General features: G+C 63.3%; 12 protein-coding genes. 5 read left to right on the top strand and 7 right to left on the bottom strand.

All coding sequences use genetic code 11. The features are described from left to right. Positions 1-382 precede the first annotated feature (382 nt). Positions 383-2293 (bottom strand): alpha/beta hydrolase family protein, encoded by a 1911-nt coding sequence (locus ABB26_RS13975; RefSeq protein WP_057635171.1) that lies wholly within the window; start codon positions 2291-2293, stop codon positions 383-385. Positions 2294-2983: 690 nt separating this feature from the next. Further along, positions 2984-3547, bottom strand: coding sequence for a single-stranded DNA-binding protein (locus ABB26_RS13985; RefSeq protein WP_057635174.1), 564 nt, complete (start codon positions 3545-3547; stop codon positions 2984-2986). A gap of 273 nt (positions 3548-3820) precedes the next feature. Here ABB26_RS13985 and ABB26_RS13990 point away from each other — a divergent pair, with 273 nt between their 5' ends. Then, positions 3821-4858, top strand: a complete 1038-nt coding sequence (locus ABB26_RS13990; protein ID WP_057635264.1) for a LacI family DNA-binding transcriptional regulator — start codon at positions 3821-3823, stop codon at positions 4856-4858. Positions 4859-4990: 132 nt separating this feature from the next. Here the strand turns inward: ABB26_RS13990 and ABB26_RS13995 are convergent, their stop codons facing one another. From ABB26_RS13995 to ABB26_RS14005, 3 genes are all read right to left on the bottom strand, one after another. Beyond that, positions 4991-5371, bottom strand: a complete 381-nt coding sequence (locus tag ABB26_RS13995; protein ID WP_057635175.1) for an SseB family protein — start codon at positions 5369-5371, stop codon at positions 4991-4993. Positions 5372-5763: 392 nt separating this feature from the next. Further along, a complete protein-coding gene (locus ABB26_RS14000) occupies positions 5764-7479 on the bottom strand; it encodes an alpha-amylase family glycosyl hydrolase (protein WP_057635176.1) in 1716 nt (571 codons plus the stop codon). Continuing rightward, positions 7479-8960, bottom strand: a complete 1482-nt coding sequence (locus ABB26_RS14005; protein WP_057635177.1) for an MFS transporter — start codon at positions 8958-8960, stop codon at positions 7479-7481. Before ABB26_RS14005 ends, ABB26_RS14000 begins: the two co-directional genes overlap by 1 nt. A gap of 193 nt (positions 8961-9153) precedes the next feature. Here ABB26_RS14005 and ABB26_RS14010 point away from each other — a divergent pair, with 193 nt between their 5' ends. Beyond that, positions 9154-11223, top strand: coding sequence for a glycoside hydrolase family 97 protein (locus tag ABB26_RS14010; RefSeq protein ID WP_057635265.1), 2070 nt, complete (start codon positions 9154-9156; stop codon positions 11221-11223). Between the two features lie 340 nt (positions 11224-11563). Continuing rightward, entirely contained in the window at positions 11564-14329 is a 2766-nt protein-coding gene (locus ABB26_RS14015; RefSeq protein WP_057635179.1) for a TonB-dependent receptor, read from the top strand. Positions 14330-14754: 425 nt separating this feature from the next. On the opposite strand, the gene ABB26_RS14020 is transcribed toward ABB26_RS14015, so the two are convergent. After that, the gene (locus ABB26_RS14020; protein ID WP_057635182.1) at positions 14755-16368 is read right to left on the bottom strand and encodes an alpha-glucosidase; all 1614 of its coding nucleotides are present in this window, start codon (positions 16366-16368) and stop codon (positions 14755-14757) included. 190 nt (positions 16369-16558) lie between these two features. On the opposite strand from ABB26_RS14020, the gene ABB26_RS14025 reads away from it, so the two are divergent. Further along, positions 16559-17557, top strand: coding sequence for a polyprenyl synthetase family protein (locus ABB26_RS14025; protein ID WP_057635184.1), 999 nt, complete (start codon positions 16559-16561; stop codon positions 17555-17557). Between the two features lie 4 nt (positions 17558-17561). Continuing rightward, on the top strand, positions 17562-17810 hold the full coding sequence (locus tag ABB26_RS14030; RefSeq protein WP_057635186.1) for a hypothetical protein: 249 nt from the start codon (positions 17562-17564) through the stop codon (positions 17808-17810). Between the two features lie 72 nt (positions 17811-17882). On the opposite strand, the gene ABB26_RS14035 is transcribed toward ABB26_RS14030, so the two are convergent. After that, positions 17883-18680 carry a dienelactone hydrolase family protein gene (locus tag ABB26_RS14035; protein WP_057635188.1) on the bottom strand — a complete coding sequence of 266 codons (798 nt, stop codon included), beginning with the start codon at positions 18678-18680 and terminating at the stop codon, positions 17883-17885. Positions 18681-18809 lie beyond the last annotated feature (129 nt).

Below are 18809 nucleotides of genomic sequence, written 5' to 3' on the forward strand. Positions count from 1 at the left end.
GTTGCTGCCGCCGCTACGAGTGGGTGTGTGCGATGCGCCTCCGTAGCGGCGCATCGCCACCCGCGCTTGCTTGATCTGGACAGGCTTGGTCAGCCTGCCAGGTGTGGTGGCGGATCAGCGCCCCATCAACAACGACATCGGCTGCTGGGGGGGCGTGCCGACTTCCCACTGCACACTGGCTCGGCCGATCTCATTTCCAAGGAACTCGCAGAAGCGAGCATGCTTCCACACCATGGCATCCATGATTGTCTGCAGGCGACGCCACGCTGCTGTCCATGCAAACGGAAAATGCCAGCCTGGGCGCCGAGGCAACCTCGCGTTGCCGCAGCATCCAGTCGCCCATGCAGTACCTCGTTGGGTACTGCATGGGCGTGACCATCATTTACCTGGCCGTCCCACCATCCAGATGCTCGGCAAGAAACGCTAGCAGGCGGCTGTAGTACTCGCGCTGATGCGGCTCGGTATAGAAACCGTGGCCTTCGGTGTCGTAGTACAGGGACTGCACCGGCACCCCGACTTTCCGCAGCGCCGCCTCCATCATCCGGGTGTGTTCGACCGGTGCGATTTCGTCCTCGCCACCTGCGGCAAGAAACACCGGCACCTTGATCTGCGCGGCCAGTCGATTGGGCGATGCCGCGGCCAAGGCAGCCTGGTCCTCACCCACCCAATCCTTACTCCAATTGCCCAGACTGCGCCGCTTGCGGCCGTCCTCCCGCTGCATCATCGGCAGGTCGTACACACCGACATAGCCAGCTGCACAGCGATACAACGCCGGCTCCTTGGCCACTCCCATCAACGCGGCATAAGCACCATAGCTGGCGCCATAGATGCATATCTTCGACGCATCGGCATGCCCCTGCGTCACCGCCCAGCGCGTGGCATCGGTAAGGTCGTCCTGCATCGTGCCGCCCCACTGGCGTGCCCCTGCGCGCAGGAATGCAGAACCTTGATTTCCCGAACCGCGATAGTTCACCTGCATGACGCTATAGCCGGCAGCAGCCAACATCTGCGCGTCCTTGTCGTAACGCCATTGGTCGAAGATGCCAAACGGCCCCCCATGCGGCATCACCACCAGCGGCCGCGCCCCGCTCACACCACGTGGAACGGTGAGATACCCGCCGATGCGCAGGCCATCACGCGCAGCAAAGCTGAAAGGCTCCACCGTGGCGGCTGTGTCCGGGTCGATCCAACTACCGGCACTCAGCACGAGGCTGACCTTCTTGATCGCCGGTTCGTACAAGTAGAAATCGCCGGGATTGTTGCCCGACCACACCTGCAACAGTTGCAGTGTGCCATCCTGGGTACTGGACGTAATGCGGATCGACTGCCCCGGGAAGGCAGACTCCAGGCCGCGATGCTGCCGGGCCTCGGGCGATGCTTCGTCAAAGAACACATTGCGGTGACGCCCATCCATCACCTGCGTACCAACCGGCACTGCCGTCCCATTCTGCTGAATGATCGTCAGTGGATCAGCGCCCATGTCCTGCAGCAACGTCTTGCGCTCGTTGCTGGCCGGGTTCCAGCTGACAATCTTGTCCGTGCCTGCCCCATCACCATGTATCTGCAGGTAGGCAAGCTGGTTGTCGGCGGAGAAGCCCAGCGGGATCTCGACGCGACCGCTGCCGTTCTCGTCATTGATCAACTGCCACTCAGTCCCCTTCGCCTGGCGGTAGTACAACTTGCTCGCATTGTCCGCACCGGCGCCGCGTGCAAAGCGCACCTCACCGCTGTTGTCCGTAGTGAAGCGTGCGCGGCGTACCGGTGCAAACGCCAACGTAGTCCGCCGGCCACTGAGGACATCCAGCTTATCTGCGCGAGTGAACGGATCATCGCCCTCCGGCCACACCGAGACCACGGCATAACGATCATCCCCCGGGAGGGTGTCGGTCAGGAATGCGGCAACCCGCTCCGCCCTCTTGGGTTGAATACGCGTCCCCAGGCCGTTGTCCTGCACACGATACCCGACCAAAAGTTCAGCCCTGCCACCATCGGCGTTGATGGCGTAGATCTCACCCGTGGGCTGCGGCACATCCAGCATCCCGTACTTCTCGGCGACGCTGATCAGCACGCGCTCGTTGTTGACCCAATCAAACTCGCTTACATGGGCATTACGCACCGGCATGAATGTGCCGGCGCTCTTGTTGCCATCCCTGATGAATATCACCAGCGCGGTTCTGTCTTCCAACGGCACGGTGGCCGCGTAGTACTTGCCCGTCGGCGAAATCTTGATGTCGTTGAAATCATCCTTGCGGATGAACTGCGCCAGATCAACCGCCGCCCAGGCGCTCGTCATTGGCATTCCCAGTGCAAGCAACACACCCAACCCCAATCCCTTCATGCTCATCCCCTGTCAAACGTCCATTTGTCCCGGGCACCGTGCCATCGCCGCGCCCCCTCTCCTGACTGCAGAACCGCGTACATCCCGCGCTGGACATACTCCCGCCGCAGGCTGACAGATAGTGGGATATCGGATCCCAGAAGGAAACAGGGTCGGCCGGCGAAATCCGCCAGATGATTGTGCAAGAGGAAGGATATGGCCTGAATCGCCGGGATGGGCGCCATACCGCCGGGCATCCCAGTCCGTGCACGTCTTACGAAATCTCGGCGAGATACACGAACAGACAGAGCATTGCCTGGCTGACTATGACACCGGGATCCCTTGCGAGAGTCTTGGCAGACCAATACCCGCCGACTAGTACCCATCGAGTTCCGAACCGGAAACACCCAGTTCAGTGTGTCTTTGAACTGGGGAATTCGGCCAATAGGCATTGGCCTATTACCGCTCTACCCGGCGGCACTCTTGCTGCCATGCGTACCGTCCCGGAAAGCATCGGCTCTGCAGTCAACACCGGAAGGATCCTGTTCCAACGCATGTCCCCTTGTGAACCAATTTTCCATCGAGCTTCGCTGGCCCATGCAACCAGGCAAAAAAAAGGCCATGCAATGCATGGCCTTTGGGAAAGCTAAAGAGATCAGGCGCTGATCAGAACGGAATATCGTCGTCGGCGAAATCGTCCATCGGCGGCGGAGCCGACTGCTGCTGAGCCGGTGCCGGGCGCTGCTGGCGCTGACCGCCGCCGTAGCCGCCACCCTGGTCCTGATTGCCGTAGCCGCCCTGACCACCCTGGCCGCCGCTCTGCTGGCGCGGAGCCGACTGGCGCTGCGGACGATCACCGCCGAAATTGCCGCCACCGCCACCACCGCCGCCTTCACCACGACCGCCGAGCATCTGCATCTCGTTGGCAACGATGTCGGTGGTGTATTTCTCCACGCCGTCCTGGCCGGTGTACTTGTCGTAGCGCAGTTCGCCTTCGACATAGACCGAGCTGCCCTTGCGCAGGTATTCACCGGCGATCTCACCGAGCTTGCCGAAGAACACCACGCGGTGCCATTCCGTACGCTCCTGCTGGTTGCCGTCCTTGTCCTTGCGGACGCTGGTGGTGGCCAGGCTGATGCGGGTGATCGCCATGCCGGCCTGGGTGTATTTGGTGTCCGGGTCGTTACCGAGGTTGCCGACGAGGATGACTTTATTGATGCCGCGGGCCATAGGGTTCCTACTCTTCCGTTGGGGTCCACCCGCCGGATGCGGGCAATAGCCATGGGATTATATCGCCCCGGCGGCCGATATCGGCCAACTGCCGCAGCCCTTATGGGCCAAGGCCTTTGCCGCCTCTGGCGGCCTCGGGGACAACTCCGCCGGCCAGACCTGGTGGCAGCCCAGTGGCGCCATGGCCGGCGACGGGACCGGGGCAGACCTCGCCCATCCCTGCGCGCGGCAGCGCATGGCATGATGCCGGCGTCATTCACATTGCCGGTCATGATGTCGATCAAGGGTAAAGCCACCTCACTGGATATCGCGCACATGGCCGGGGTCTCCCAGCCCACGGTCTCGCGTGCCCTGCGCGGCAGCCCGATGGTCAATGCCGAAACCCGCCAGCGCATCCTGGAGATCGCCCGGCAGCTGAACTACAAGGTGGACAAGAACGCCTCCAGCCTGCGCTGCCAGCAGTCAGGCACGCTGGCGTTGCTGTTCTTCGAGGACCCGACCCCGGACGATTCACTGATCAACCCGTTCTTCCACTCGATGCTGGGCTCGATCACCCGCGCCTGCGCACTGCATGGGCACGACCTGCTGGTGTCCTTCCAGCAGCTGTCCAGCGACTGGCACGCCGATTTCGAGGACAGCAACAAGGCCGATGGCATCATCCTGCTGGGGTACGGCGACTACCACGAGTCGGTGGAGCGGCTGCAGCGGCTGGTTGAACAGGGCACGCATTTCGTCCGTTGGGGCGCGGCATTGCCGGGCCAGCCGGGCGTTTCGGTGGGCAGCGACAACTTCCAGGGCGGTTTCGATATCACCGCACATCTGCTTGACCAGGGTTGTCGGCGCATCGCTTTCCTCGGCCACGCCTCCAGTCACTATCCGGAATTCGAGGAGCGCTATCGCGGCCATGCCGAAGCGCTGCGTGCACGCGGTGTGGAGGCGCACGCCACCCTGCAGCAGGACGCAATCACCACCGAGGAATCCGGCCATGCCGCATGCCTGGCCCTGCTCGACCGTGGCGAACGCTTTGATGCGGTATGCGCAGCCAGCGACCTGATCGCCATCGGTGCGCTGCGGGCGCTGCGCGAACGTGGGCTGCGGGTACCCGACGACGTGCTGGTCACAGGTTTCGACGATATTCCACTGGCAGCCTCGGTATCACCCGCACTGACCACGGTGCAGCAGGACACCAAGCAGGCGGGGCAGCTGCTGGTCGAAAAACTGCTCGCACTGATCGCGCGGGAACCGGTGGAAGGCATCAACATCCCGGTCAAGCTGGTGATGCGCGAGTCTTCGCGGCGCCGTGTTCCCTAGGCAGCGTTTCAGCCGCGACGCCTGCATTGCGCGAGCCAGCAGGTTCTGCAATTGCTGCGATTCACCACAGCAGATGGATATCCGGTGTTGCGGCTGAAACCGCGCCTACGCCGGAATCACCCTGGAATCCGCTCAGCTGAAATCCTTGAGGATTTCCTGCACACCTGATGGCGAGACCTCAAAGCCCAACGTGGTGCCGGGGTTGACCACCACGCCGTAACCAACGGGCACGCGACGCAGCACTTCGAACATCAGCATGCGGATGTCGTGCGGGGCCTGCTGCGAGTTGAAACCCACCCGCGCCATATCGGTGAACACGGCAACATGCAGCACGCCCTGCTTGTCGAACAGCAACGGGTCGAAGCCGCTGCCGTCCGGAGTGACCAGGCTGCCGGTGAGCAACACCACCTCGGACGCCACAAAGGCCTGCATGAACGCCCTGATCGGCAGTTTTCCTTCCATCGCCGTCTGCAACAGCGTTTCGATGGGAGTCTGCGGAGGAAGCTCGTTCATGTGGGCGCTGGGGGACTACGATGGGGTGCTGATTGTAACGGTTCGGTTTTTGGCGCGCGTTGTGCATCGAAAAAGCGAAAACAACAGCCAACCCCTCCCCCACCCTGCCCTCCGCCTTCGGCGCAAGGGAGGGAGTCTGGGGCGGTTTTGCTGATGATCTGAACGATTGGAGCGGCCGGCCCCTTACTTTGCCTGAGGCAAGGCCAGGGTTGGGTAGGAGTGCTTTCGGCGCAGAACGGAGAGTGGCTGGATTCCCTTCTCCCCTGGGAGAAGGTGGCGCGGAGCGACGGATCAGGGTGCGGGCAACGCCTCATGCAGATTGTGGTGCAGGGGCTTCGCTCACACCCTCTCCCCAACCCCCTCTCCCGTAAAGGGAGAGGGGCTTTCAGTTCTCAGTGGGCCAACCGCCGCGTGCGCGTCTGCTGGTCAGCCACAGCGGCATCCAGCTGTGCCTTCAGTTCGGCCTGCTTCACTTCACCATCCAGTACGAACACCTTGACGCCGTGCGCAGGCACCTCTGTCTTGAGCGTTCGCTTCACCGTCAACATGCCGCCGTCCAGCGCGTCGCGCCATTGGCCCGATTGCAGGTAACGACTCACCTCAAACGTCTGCGCGGCATCGCCCTTGTTGAGCAGCACCAGCGCGGTCTGCAACGTATCGCCATGCTGCAACACGCGGAAGAAAACGGCCTCGTTGCCCTGCAGGCGTTCATTGACCTGCAACCCACGCTGCAAGGCCGGTGTCGCCTGGCGAAGTTTCGCGATGCGTTGCAGCGGCGCGAAGATCGGGCTCTGTGGTGCTGCGTTCACCCGCTCCTGGCCGAAGTAGGCACGGTTGCCTGCGTGTTCGGCACGGCTGCGCATGAAGCCGGTTTCCGATCCGTAGTACACAACCGGGATGCCGCGTGCGGTGAACAACCAGTTGTGTGCGTCGATGAACCCCGTGTCGGTCGCATCCAGCCGCGCCATGTCGTGGTTGTCATAGAAACTCATCAACTCATACGGATTCGCATACGGGCCGTTGAGCAGGTGCAGCGGCTCTGACAACGCCTCGAAGCCTTTCTGCTCCTTGCCAAAGCTGGAGGACAGCGCACCGCGCAACGGGAAATCCAGCACACTGACATTGGCATTGGCCGGCCAGGTGTGCTCGGCGATCTTGCTGGCGTCGTAGTCGAAGGCTTCGCCAAACATGAACATGCCCGGATGCTGCGCACGGATGCGCTGCACGAATTCATGCCACCACGGATGCGGCAGCCAGCCGATGGTGTCGATGCGCAGCGCGTCCACGCCCTGCGCAGTCCATTGCAGATAGGCGCCAACCAGGTAATCCATCACCGCCGGATTGTGTTCGTTGAAATCCGACAACTCGGCCAGGTTGCCGTCGAAGATCGAACCGGTGCTGCCATCAACCGGGCCGATGTTGTTGTAGAAGGCGTGCAGCGGGTTGTGCTTCGGATCAAGCTTGTCCGGGGCCAGGTTCTGGTGGTCGGCGATCAACGTACCGTCCTTGTCGAAGATCTGGCCGAACTGCGGCTGCTTGACCGGCATGGTCCAGGCTGGCGAACCGTGGTTGCCGACGATATCCAGCACCACTTTCAGCCCGGCATCGTGCAGGCCCCGGGTCAGCCCGCCGAAATCCAGATCGGCGCTGGGCAGGTGCTCGTCCAACTTGTAGAAGTTGATGCCCCAGTAGCCGTGGTAACCGGTCTTGCCACGATCGGTCAGCGTGCTGGTGCAGTTGATCGGCTTGCTGCCGGTAAAGGCTTGATCCGGGTTGTCGACGATGGGCGTGATCCATACCGCACCGAAACCGAGGTCGCGGATGTAGCTGGCGTTGTCCAGTACGCCCTTGAAGTCACCACCGAGGTAGCCGATGTTGCCGTCAATCTTGTCCGGGCACGGCACCGGGATGTCGAAGGTGCGGTGCTTGCCGCCCTGGTCGCGATGATCGTTGCCGGTGTCGCCGTTGACGAAGCGATCGGTGACCACGAAGTACACCGCATCACTGGCGAACGGCTCGGTGGTACCGATGTAGTCCGGTCGATTGCCGGCCAATGCGGCGCCAGAGAGCAGCGCAAGAGAAACTGCGACAGACAAGCGCATACGCATCACATCACCTCCGATTGCGACGGAACCCGCAGCACGCACACGCCCGCCACGAACAGACTGCAGCCACCCAGCACCAGCACATGCATCGGTACACCACCCAGCCAGGTGCGCAACGCGAACCCCAGGGCACTGGCCGCGACCAACTGCGGAATCACGATGAAGAAGTTGAAGATGCCCATGTACACGCCCATCTTCGCCGAGGGCACGCTGTCTGACAGCAGGGCATAGGGCAGTGACAGGATTGATGCCCAGGCAAAGCCCACCCCGACCATCGACAACAGCAGCCACTTTGGATCGTCGATGAACATCAGCGAGATCAAGCCCAGGCCGCCCAGCCACAAGTTGATCAGGTGACTCCAACGCAGGCCGAGCATGCGCACCATCAGCGGAATCACCAGCGCCGCCAATGCGGCAAAACCGTTGTACGCACCGAACAGCACACCGACCCAGTTGGCGCCTTCGTTATAGGCCGCTGACTGCGTATCGGTGGAACCGAAGTGCGTGCCGGCAACCGCTGCGGTGGTGTATATCCACATGGCGAACAGGGCGAACCACGAAAAGAACTGCACCCACGCCAGACGCCGCATGGTTCGCGGCATGGCACGCAGGTCCCCGACGATGACGGCAATCATGTGCGTGCCGGGCAGCAACCGCGCCACGCCCAGCAACACACCGTAGGCTGCACACAGTCCGGCGAGCACGTAGAGCATGCGGTCGCCTTGACGCCACGCGATCAACACCGCCAGCACCATGCCCAGCACCAGCCAAAGCGCGATACGGCTCCCTTCCGGTGGACCTGCGATACGGCCGGGCGCATGTACCGGAGAGGGTTCGGCATCGTCGAATGAAGCGAGCTCGGCCGGCGAATACTCGCGTGTGCTGAACACCGTCCAGGAGATTGCCGCCAACAGCACCGCCGCACCGAAGTAGAAGGCGTAACGCACCGTGTCCGGCACCTGCCCCGCCGCTGCGGTATTGGCGATGCCGAAGTGGGCCAGGATGTAGGGCAGGAAGCTGGCGACAATCGCGCCTGTACCGATGAAAAAACTCTGCATCGCGTAGCCACTGGGCCGCTGCCGGGGCGAGAGCTGGTCACCGACAAAGGCTCGGAAAGGTTCCATCGACACGTTGATCGATGCGTCCAGCACCCACAACGTGCCGGCGGCGATCCACAGCGTTGGCGAATTGGGCATCACCAACAGCGCAAGCGTGGTCAGCACCGCGCCGATCATGAAGAACGGGCGGCGTCGGCCCCAGCGGGTCCAGGTGCGATCTGACAGATAACCGACCACCGGCTGCACCAGCAGGCCGGTCAACGGTGCGGCGATCCAGAGTCCCGGCACCTCCTCCATCGAGGCGCCTAGCGTCTCGAAGATGCGGCTTGCGTTGGCGTTCTGCAGTGCGAAGCCGAACTGGATGCCCAGAAAGCCAAAGCACATGTTCCAGATCTGCCAGAACGACAACTGCGGTTTACTTTTCATCAAGCGCTTCCCCCCTCCGGGAATCACGGATGCGATGTGGATGCGCGGTTGCGCTGGCTCATGGTAGAGGCGCGCCACAGGATGCGCATCGCTGGTGCATACGTATTCAGTGCCGCAACCATCAATGACGCTCTGCACCAACGCAGATAGTGATGGCTGCATTCCGTACCTGTTCCCGGAGTTGATACCCGACATGGCCCAGCCACGCCCCACTTCCCGCCGATTCCGCCCGCAACTCGTCCTGGCCCTGCTGCTGGCCGGCGGATTGCCCGCCGCCCATGCCGCCGATCTTGCGCGCATCAGTTCGCCCGGCGACGTGTTGACCGTCACCGTTGAATCCGGGCACGAAGGCCGCCTGTCCTACCGGGTGGAACGCAAGGGCGAAGCGGTGATCGCGCCGTCCCGGCTGGGCCTCCTGCTGGACAGCGGCAGGCTGGAACGCAACCTCTCCCTGACCGGCCAGTCGCGCCGCAGCTTCGATGAAACCTGGGAGCAGCCCTGGGGCGAACGTCGCCTCATCCGCAACCACTACAACGAACTCCGCGCCAGCTTCGCCGAGAAAGCCCCTGCCCCGGGCAAGGACGGCCGCCACTTCGATGTGGTGTTCCGCGTCTACGACGATGGCGTCGGCTTCCGCTACGACTTCCCCCGGCAAACGGCCATGCAGCAGGCACCAATCACTGCCGAGCTGACCGAGTTCACCCCGGCCCGCCCGGCCACCGCCTGGTGGATTCCCGCCTTCGAGTGGAACCGCGAGGAATACCTGTACCACCGCACTCCGCTCAACCAGATCGGCACCGCACAGACGCCGCTGACGCTGCGCAGCGACAACGGCCTGCACCTCTCCATCCACGAAGCCGCGCTGGTCGACTACGCCGGCATGAACCTGGCCCGCGGCGACGGCGATGTGCTGCGCGCCGCGCTCACCCCGTCCAGCAACGGCGCACCGGTGGTGCGCACGCTGCCGTTCACTACGCCGTGGCGCACCATCCAGATCGGCGAGAAAGCCGGTGATCTGGTCGAATCCAGCCTGATCCTCAACCTCAACGAACCCAATGCCATCGGCGATGTCAGCTGGTTCAAGCCGGCCAAGTACGTCGGTGTCTGGTGGTCGCTGCATCTGGAAACCGAGACCTGGGCGACCGGCCCGAAGCATGGCGCCACCACCGCCAACACGCGTCGCTACATCGATTTCGCCGCCACCAATGGCTTCCGAGGTGTGCTGGTGGAAGGCTGGAACCCGGGCTGGGACGGCGACTGGTTCGCCAACGGCTGGGGCTTCGACTTCACCCGTGCCACCGACGACTTCGACCTGCCGGCGCTGGCCCGCTACGGTGCCGACAAGGGCGTGCACCTGATCGGCCACCACGAAACCGCGTGCGCGGTCAGCCACTACGAGCGCCAGCTGCCGGCCGCGCTGGATCTGTACGCGCGCAACGGGGTGGATGTGATCAAGACCGGTTATGTCTGCGATGCCGGCGACATCCAGCGGCAGGACACGGTGGATGGCCCGGTGGTGCGCGAATGGCACGAAGGCCAGTGGATGAGCAACCACAACCTGCGCGTGCTCAAGCAGGCAGCTGCCAAGCACATCGCGATCAACTCGCATGAACCGATCAAGGACACCGGCCTGCGCCGCACCTGGCCGAACTGGGTGTCGCGCGAAGGCGCACGCGGCATGGAATTCAACGCCTGGGGCAACCCGCCCAATCCACCGGGCCACGAAGCGACACTGGTGTTCACCCGCATGCTGGGCGGGCCGATGGACTACACGCCCGGCATCGTCAGCCTGAAGGGCCGCAACGGCCTGCCATTGCGCAGCACCCTGGCCAAGCAGCTGGCGTTGTACGTGGTGCTGTACAGCCCGATCCAGATGGTGGCCGACCTGCCCGAGCACTACGCCGAGCATCCGGACGCGTTCCAGTTCATCAAGGACGTGGCGGTGGATTGGGAGGAAAGCCACGTACTGAATGGCGAAGTGGGCCAGTACGTCACCCTCGCCCGCAAGGTACGTGGAGGCGATGCATGGTTCATCGGCAGCGTTGGCGACGAGCAGCCGCGCAGGCTGGAAGCTTCGCTGTCGTTCCTCGACCCCAAGCGCCGCTATCGCGCCGAAATCTATCGCGACGGCGACGGCGCCAACTGGGAAACACAGCCGTTTGCCTTCGTGCGTGAAACCCGCGAGGTCCGCAGTACGGATCAGCTGACATTGCAGTTGGGTGCCGGCGGCGGTGCCGCGATCCGGTTGGTGCCGTTGGAGTGAGACGGCCCCCGCGTCGTTCGCCATGCAGGCAGCGATCCAGCGCAGCGCCAGGCTCGCCGGCAGAGCGTCATTCCCAGCATCGCCAGATGACGATCTGGACTGACGACTTGACCGCTCCGAAACACGGCCCGGCCCTTCCTGATCACACCGGAAGCGGTTTCAGTACGTAATGCACCACCGCAGAACGCATTGAATACGTATGCAGGCCGACGCCGCAGCGTTGCCCGCTGATTACCATGCAAGACATGTCGCAATCAGCCGCACACACCGGCGACAGGTGCCCGGATATCACATGGCACGCACAAAAAAATAATCCGACGACATTACCTGGGAGGGGAGAATGTTGGACATCAAGCGCAACCTGTTGAGCGTGGCACTTGCATCTGCGATCACACTGACCGCCACCGGCGTGCAGGCTCAGACCGCGGACGAAGCAGCCAAGAACAAAGCCAAGGCCGAAGCAACCGACCTGGACACCGTTACGGTGACCGGCATCCGTCGCGGCATCGAGAGCGCCATCTCGGTCAAGCGTGATTCCACCTCGATCGTCGAGGCCATCTCGGCCGAAGACATCGGCAAGCTGCCGGACGTGAGCATCGCCGAATCCATCGCCCGCCTGCCCGGCCTTGCCGCCCAGCGCGTGGCCGGCCGCGCTCAGGTGATCAGCGTGCGCGGCCTGTCGCCCGACTTCGCCACCACCCTGCTCAACGGCCGGGAAATGGTCAGCACCGGTGACAACCGCAGCGTCGAGTTCGACCAGTACCCGTCCGAGCTGATCAGCGGCGTCACCGTGTACAAGACCCCCGATGCCGGGCTGGTCGGCCAGGGTCTGTCCGGCACGCTGGACATGCAGACCGTGCGCCCGCTGAGCTATGGCGACCGCGTCATCGCCATCAGCGGCCGCTACCAGAAGAACTCGCTGGGCGAAGCCGCCGGCGAAGACCCCTATGGCAACCGCATCAACGCCAGCTTCGTCGACAAGTTCGCCGACGACACCATCGGCCTGGCCATCGGTTACTCCCATTCGGAGATGTCCAAGCAGGAAAACCAGGTGGGCCTGTATGAGCCCTGGCAGGCCGTGGGCGACAATTGGCGACCGGGCGTTGCTGCCGGCACCTACTACTCCGACGGCATCAAGGCACTGCGCCGCACCGGCCAGGCCAAGCGTGACGGTGTGATGGCGACCCTGCAGTTCCGGCCCAACAACAGCTGGACCAGCACGCTGGACACGTTCTACACCAAGGCCAAGGAGTACGACACCGCCAACCAGATGGAAATCCATCTGGGCGACTACAACGGCGGCTACGATCGCCTGAACGTAACCGACGTGGTCGTCAACGGCAACGGCAGCTTCGTCAGCGGCGTGGCGCACAACGTCTACCCGCTGGTGCGCGGCATGTACAACCACCGCGAAGACAGCATCAAGGCATTCGGCTGGAACAACGAATTCACCTTTGGCGATGTCCGCCTGGTGGCCGACATCAGCTGGTCCAAGGCCGAGCGCGACGAGATCAACCTGGAGAACAACCTGCAGCTGTTGCCGGCTCCAGCGCTGGATTCGGTGACGCTCAACTACGGCGGCAAGTTCCCGCAGTTCACGCCGGGCCGGGATTATTCCGACTACAGCAAGCTGTTCCTGACCAACACCATCTACGGCTCCGGCTACGGCAAGACCCCGCATGTGGATGATGAGTTGAAGGGATTCAAGCTGGCGGTCACATTCCCGGCGCCGGATGGTTTCAACTGGTTCTCCGACATCGACTTCGGCGTCAATTACGCCGACCGCAGCAAGGACAAGACCCAGGCAGAGGGCAACATCAACCTCGGCGCACAGGGCATCACCAGCATCGCCGCCGATCTGCAGTACAAGCCGGTCAACCTGGGTTTTGCCGGCGCAGGCCACATTCCGGCCTGGAACGTGCCGGGCGCCGTGGCCCGCTACATGGTGTTCAACCCGACCACCACCGAGAGCTACCTGATTCCCAAGCAATGGACGGTGGACGAGGAGATCACCACCACCTTCCTGCGCGCCAACATCAGCACGCAGATTGGCTCGGTCCCGGTGCGCGGCAATATCGGCATCCAGGCCCAGCACGTACGCCAGTCGTCCAACTCGAACTACTGGGACGGCGGGCAGCCGGTCGGCAGCCAGGTCATCCCGATCAAGGATGGCAAGAGCTACATCGATTTCCTGCCCAGCCTGAACCTGGCATTCGAACTGCCGGCCGAGAACACCATCCGCTTCGCCATGGCCCGCCAGGTCGCTCGCCCGCGTGTGGATGAGCTGCGTGCATCGATGGAGTTCGGCGTGGACACCAACAAGGGTGAGCCCGGCGCCAGCGGCGGCAACCCGAACCTGGATCCGTGGGTGGCCAACGCGGTCGATCTGTCCTGGGAAAAATACTTCGGCAACAAGGCGTACGTGTCTGCCGCGGTGTTCTACAAGGACCTGAAGACCTACATCTACACCGAAAAGCGTGATGGCTACGATTTCACCGAACAGGTGGATGCATGGCTGCTGGCCAATGGCATCAGCCTGCCGCCGGGGGTGGTGGTGGACAAGACCGGCACCTATACCGCGCCGTTCAACGGCAACGGTGGCACCCTGCGTGGTGCCGAGCTGACCGCTTCGCTGCCACTGGACATGTTCTTCGACAGCCTGCGTGGTTTCGGCATCGTGGCCAGCGCCAGTTTCAACGACAGTGACATCAGCATCCTGCCCGACCCGGCCACCACGTCCAGCGTGGGCTCCGAGCCGATCATGCTGCCGGGCCTGTCCAAGCGCGTGTACAACTTCACCGCCTACTACGAGAACAGCGGCTTTGAAGTGCGTGTGAACCAGCGCAAGCGCTCGGATTTCATCGGCGAGATCGGCAACTTCAACGGCGCGCGTACCCTGCGTTACGTCAAGGGCGAGGACGTGCTGGATGCACAGGTCGGCTACAGCTTCGCCGACGGCACGATGTTCAAGGGATTGAGCCTGTTCCTGCAGGCCAGCAACCTCACCAACTCCAAGTATGAAACCTACGCCGGCAGCGAAGATCGCCCGCTGGAAACGGTGGAATGGGGCCGTACCTACCAGGTGGGTGTGAACTACAAGTTCTGAGCCAGAACAGATTTTCGGCAATACAGAGCCCGCTGCTTAAGCAGCGGGTTTTTCGTTGTTCTGGGAACCCAAAAGCTCCAATGCAGACTCCGTATTTGTAGCCCAGGCAAGTAAAGCGCACCCAGAGCATATCGACACCGTAGCCGACACACCGGCAGTTCATGTGCCGAGAGTGAGTCCCCGGGTGCACGTTGCATAACCGGGCTACGACCGGGCGCGAAGCCAACGATCTGAAAAACGAGGCGTCCTTCGTCGGAGTGCGATGTGGTATCCGCCTTCGGAGGCGATGCGGGCTTCGCGGCTGAAGCCGCTCCTACGCGATAGCCGCGCCCTCTCTCGTCTTGCGGAAAAGAGGCATAAAACAACAAACCAAAGAAAAAGGCGGAGACAAGATCTCCGCCTTCCATGAAACCTGCCAAAAAGCCTCAACCCTGACGCGCGCAGTACACCGCATGACCCGGCAGCATCAATGCATCGCCATCAACATGACCAGCGACCGGCCCCGGCAATGCCACTGCCTGCCACTGTCCCGGCGGCAACGCATGCCGCACTGCTTCTCCAGACAGGTTGAACGCCAGCAGCAACACCTCATCACCCAGGCTGCGCTCGAATATCAACACCGGCTCGGCGCTGTCGACGAAACGGATCGCGCCTTCCACCAGTGCAGGCTGCGTCTTTCGCCACGCCAGGAACGCACGGAATGCCTGCAGTACCGAATCGTCCGCCGCTTCCTGCGCCTGTACCGACATCGCACGATGCTCTGCGGGAATCGGCAGCCACGGCTTGCCGGTCGTGAAGCCGGCCAATGCACCCTCGGTCCACGGCATCGGCGTGCGGCATCCGTCACGGCCCTTGAAATTCGGCCAGAAGGTGATGCCGTACGGATCCTGCAATGCCTCGAACGGCACATCGGCCTCGCCCAGGCCCAGTTCTTCACCCTGGTAGATGCACACCGAACCGCGCAGGGAACACACCAGCGCTGCCAGCATGCGTGCCAACCGCGGATTGGCCGGATGGCCACCCCAGCGCGTCACCGCACGCTGCACGTCATGGTTGGACACCGCCCAGCACGGCCAGCCATCCAGCATCGTGGCTTCCAGCTTTTCCACCGTATTGCGGATGTAGGCCACGCTGTAGTCATCCACCAGCAGCTCGAAGCTGTAGCCCATGTGCAGGCGGCCCGGCGCGGTGTACTCGGCGGTGGTGGCCAGCGAATCCTCCGAGGAGATCTCACCCAGCGTCACCGCGCCCGGATACTGGTCCAGCAGTGCGCGCAGGCGCTCCAGGAAACCGATGTTCTCCGGCCGGGTGTTGTTGAAGTAGTGGTACTGGAACGCATACGGGTTGTCCGGGCTGAAGCCCCGGCCCAGGCGTTGATCTTCCGGCTTGGGCGGGTTGTCACGCAGCTGCGCGTCGTGGAAGCAGAAGTTGATCGAATCCAATCGAAAACCATCCACGCCCCGGTCCAGCCAGAACTGCACGTAATCCAGCGTGGCCTGCTGCACGGCCGGATTGTGGAAATCCAGGTCCGGCTGCGAGGACAGGAAGTTGTGCAGGTAGTACTGGCGGCGGCGCGGCTCCCAGCGCCAGGCTACCCCGCCGAAGATCGACAGCCAGTTGTTGGGCGGCGTGCCGTCTTCACGCGCATCGGCCCACACGTACCAATCGGCCTTGGGGTTGTCGCGGCTTTCGCGGCTTTCCTTGAACCAGGCGTGGTCCACCGAGGTGTGACTGAACACCTGGTCGATCATCACCTTCAGCCCCAGCGCATGCGCCTTGGCCAGCAGCCGGTCGAAATCGGCCAGATTGCCGAACAACGGGTCGACATCGCGCTGGTCGGCGATGTCATAGCCGAAATCGGCCATCGGCGACTTGAAGAACGGCGACACCCAGATCGCGTCCACGCCCAGCGAGGCGATGTAATCCAGGCGTTCGATGATGCCCGGCAGGTCGCCCACGCCGTCACCGTTGGTATCCAGGAAGCTGCGCGGATAAATCTGGTAGATGACGGCACCACGCCACCATGAAGTCTTCGACATTGACCGCCCCCTCCGGGCTTCATTGCCCCCAAAGGGGCCGCAAAACGTATGTCGGCCAGCTTAGCGGCGACGCTTTGCCGGTGGTGCTGCTTGCATACGTATTCACTGCCACCGGCCCGATTGCCAGCCCTCCACGCCAGTCTTTCGCCCGCACCGCCTATAATCGCCCGGTACCCCAAGAAGCAACCGTATGAGCCTCGTCGAAGACCTCCGCCCCGCGCTGGGCCTGCCCGCCATCCAGACCCTTGCCGCACCGGACATGGCCGCCGTCGATGCCCTGATCCGCCGGCGCCTGTCCTCCGACGTGGTACTGATCAACCAGATCGCCGACCACATCATCTCCGCCGGGGGCAAGCGCCTGCGGCCGATGCTGGTGATGCTGGCCGGCCATGCGGTAGGCGGCGCCGGTCCGGAGCACCACCAGCTGGCGGCGATCATCGAGTTCATCCACACCTCCACCCTGCTGCACGATGACGTGGTCGACGAATCGGACCTGCGCCGTGGCCGCAGCACCGCCAACGCCTTGTGGGGCAACGCGCCAAGCGTGCTGGTCGGCGACTTCCTGTACTCGCGCAGCTTCCAGCTGATGGTCGAGCTGGACCGCATGCCGGTGATGCGGATCCTGGCCGACACCACCAACCGCATCGCCGAAGGTGAAGTGCTGCAGCTGCTGCACGTCCACAACCCGGACACCGACGAAGCCGCCTACCTGCGCGTGATCGAGCGCAAGACCGCCGTGCTGTTTGCCGCCGGCACCCGCCTCGGCGCGCTGGCCACCGGTGCCGACGAGCTTGTACAGCAGAAGCTGTACGACTACGGCATGAACCTGGGTTATGCCTTCCAGATCGCCGACGACGTGCTGGATTACTCGGCCAATGCCGACGAGCTGGGCAAGAACCTGGGCGACGACCTGGCCGAAGGCAAGGCCACCCTGCCGCTGATCCACGCGATGGCCCATTCGGACGCCGCCACCCGCCAGCGCCTGCGCGAGATCGTGCAGGACGGCGACGCCAGTGCCATGCCGGAGGTGCTGTCCGCCATCCATGCAACCGGCGGCCTGGAATACAGCCGCAAGCGCGCGGTGGAATACGCTGATGCCGCCGAGCAGGCGCTGGCAGGCCTGCCCGAATGCGACGCCATCGCCGCGCTGCGCGGTCTGGCCCGCTACGCGGTCGAACGCAGTCACTGAGTTCATGGCAGTGGCCCACGGCTTCAGCGATGAAGAACGCGCCGTGCTGTTGGCGGTGAAGGGCGTCGGCGCCACCGTGGTTGCCCGGCTGGAGCAGCTGGGCTTTCAGTCATTGGCGCAGCTGGCGCAGGCCGAGCCGGTGGATATCGTTTCCCAGGCATCAGCCATGCTTGGCAGCAGCTGCTGGCGCAACAGCCCGCAGGCACGCGCCGCGATCAGCGGCGCGGTCGAGGCCGCCCGAAACCAGCCATAGCGCGGAGCCATGCTCCGCGGAGGCCGTGTCGGCCATGCCCCGATGCAGGGCATGGCCAGGCACCATGGGCCATCAATCGCCGAGACGTTCTTCCAGGAAGTTGTCCATCATCTTCCATGCGCGCTTGGCTGCACGCGGATCGTACAGACAGCCCGGCGGGCTGTTGGCATCGGATTCGGCGAAGCAATGCACCGCACCGCTGAAATTGACGAACTGCCAATCCGCCCCGGCACCATCCATCTCCTTGCCAAAGGCGCTGATGTCTTCCGCAGTAATGCCCTGATCAGCGGCGCCGTTGAGCACCAGGATCGGTACTTTGCCAGTGCCTGCTGCGGCCGGAGCCGGCGTGGAAAGCCCGCCATGCAGGCTCACAACGCCTGCCAACGGCATGCCCGCGCGGGCCATTTCCAACACGGTGGTACCGCCGAAGCAGAAGCCGACCGCGGCGATGTGACCGGCATCCAAAGGTGCCCTGCCCGCCTGCGCTTTCAATGCTTCCAGTGCTGCGTTGGCGCGTGCGCGCAGCAACGCGCGGTCATCGCGCAAAGGCTTGGACGCTGCAGCGGCTTCGGTATTGTCCTTGGGGCGTACGTTCTTGCCGTAGACATCAGCGACCAGCACCACGTAATCGTCGCCGGCAATCTGCGTGGCCTTGTCGATGGCCGATGCGTTGACGCCCTTCCAGTTGGGCACCATCACCACGCCCGGACGGCGTGCATCGCCTTCGTCGTCGTAGACCAGCACGCCACTGTAGGTCGCACCGTCGTGCTGCCATTCCACCGGGCGCTGCTGCATCTTGGCCCACGCCGGCAGTGCTGCCAACACGCACAACGCCATCACTGCCAACTGCCACTGTCGAGCTGCTCGCATGGGACTGCTCCGGTTTGCTGGGTTTGCCGAAGTCTACGGCTAAAAGCTGCCCTCACCCCAACCCCTCTCCCGCACGCAGGAGAGGGGCTAGTGCACTACGAGCCGAAGCAATCCGAGACCTCTCCCGCA

Source organism: Stenotrophomonas humi (assembly GCF_001431415.1).
GTDB classification, from domain to species: Bacteria; Pseudomonadota; Gammaproteobacteria; order Xanthomonadales; family Xanthomonadaceae; genus Stenotrophomonas; species Stenotrophomonas humi.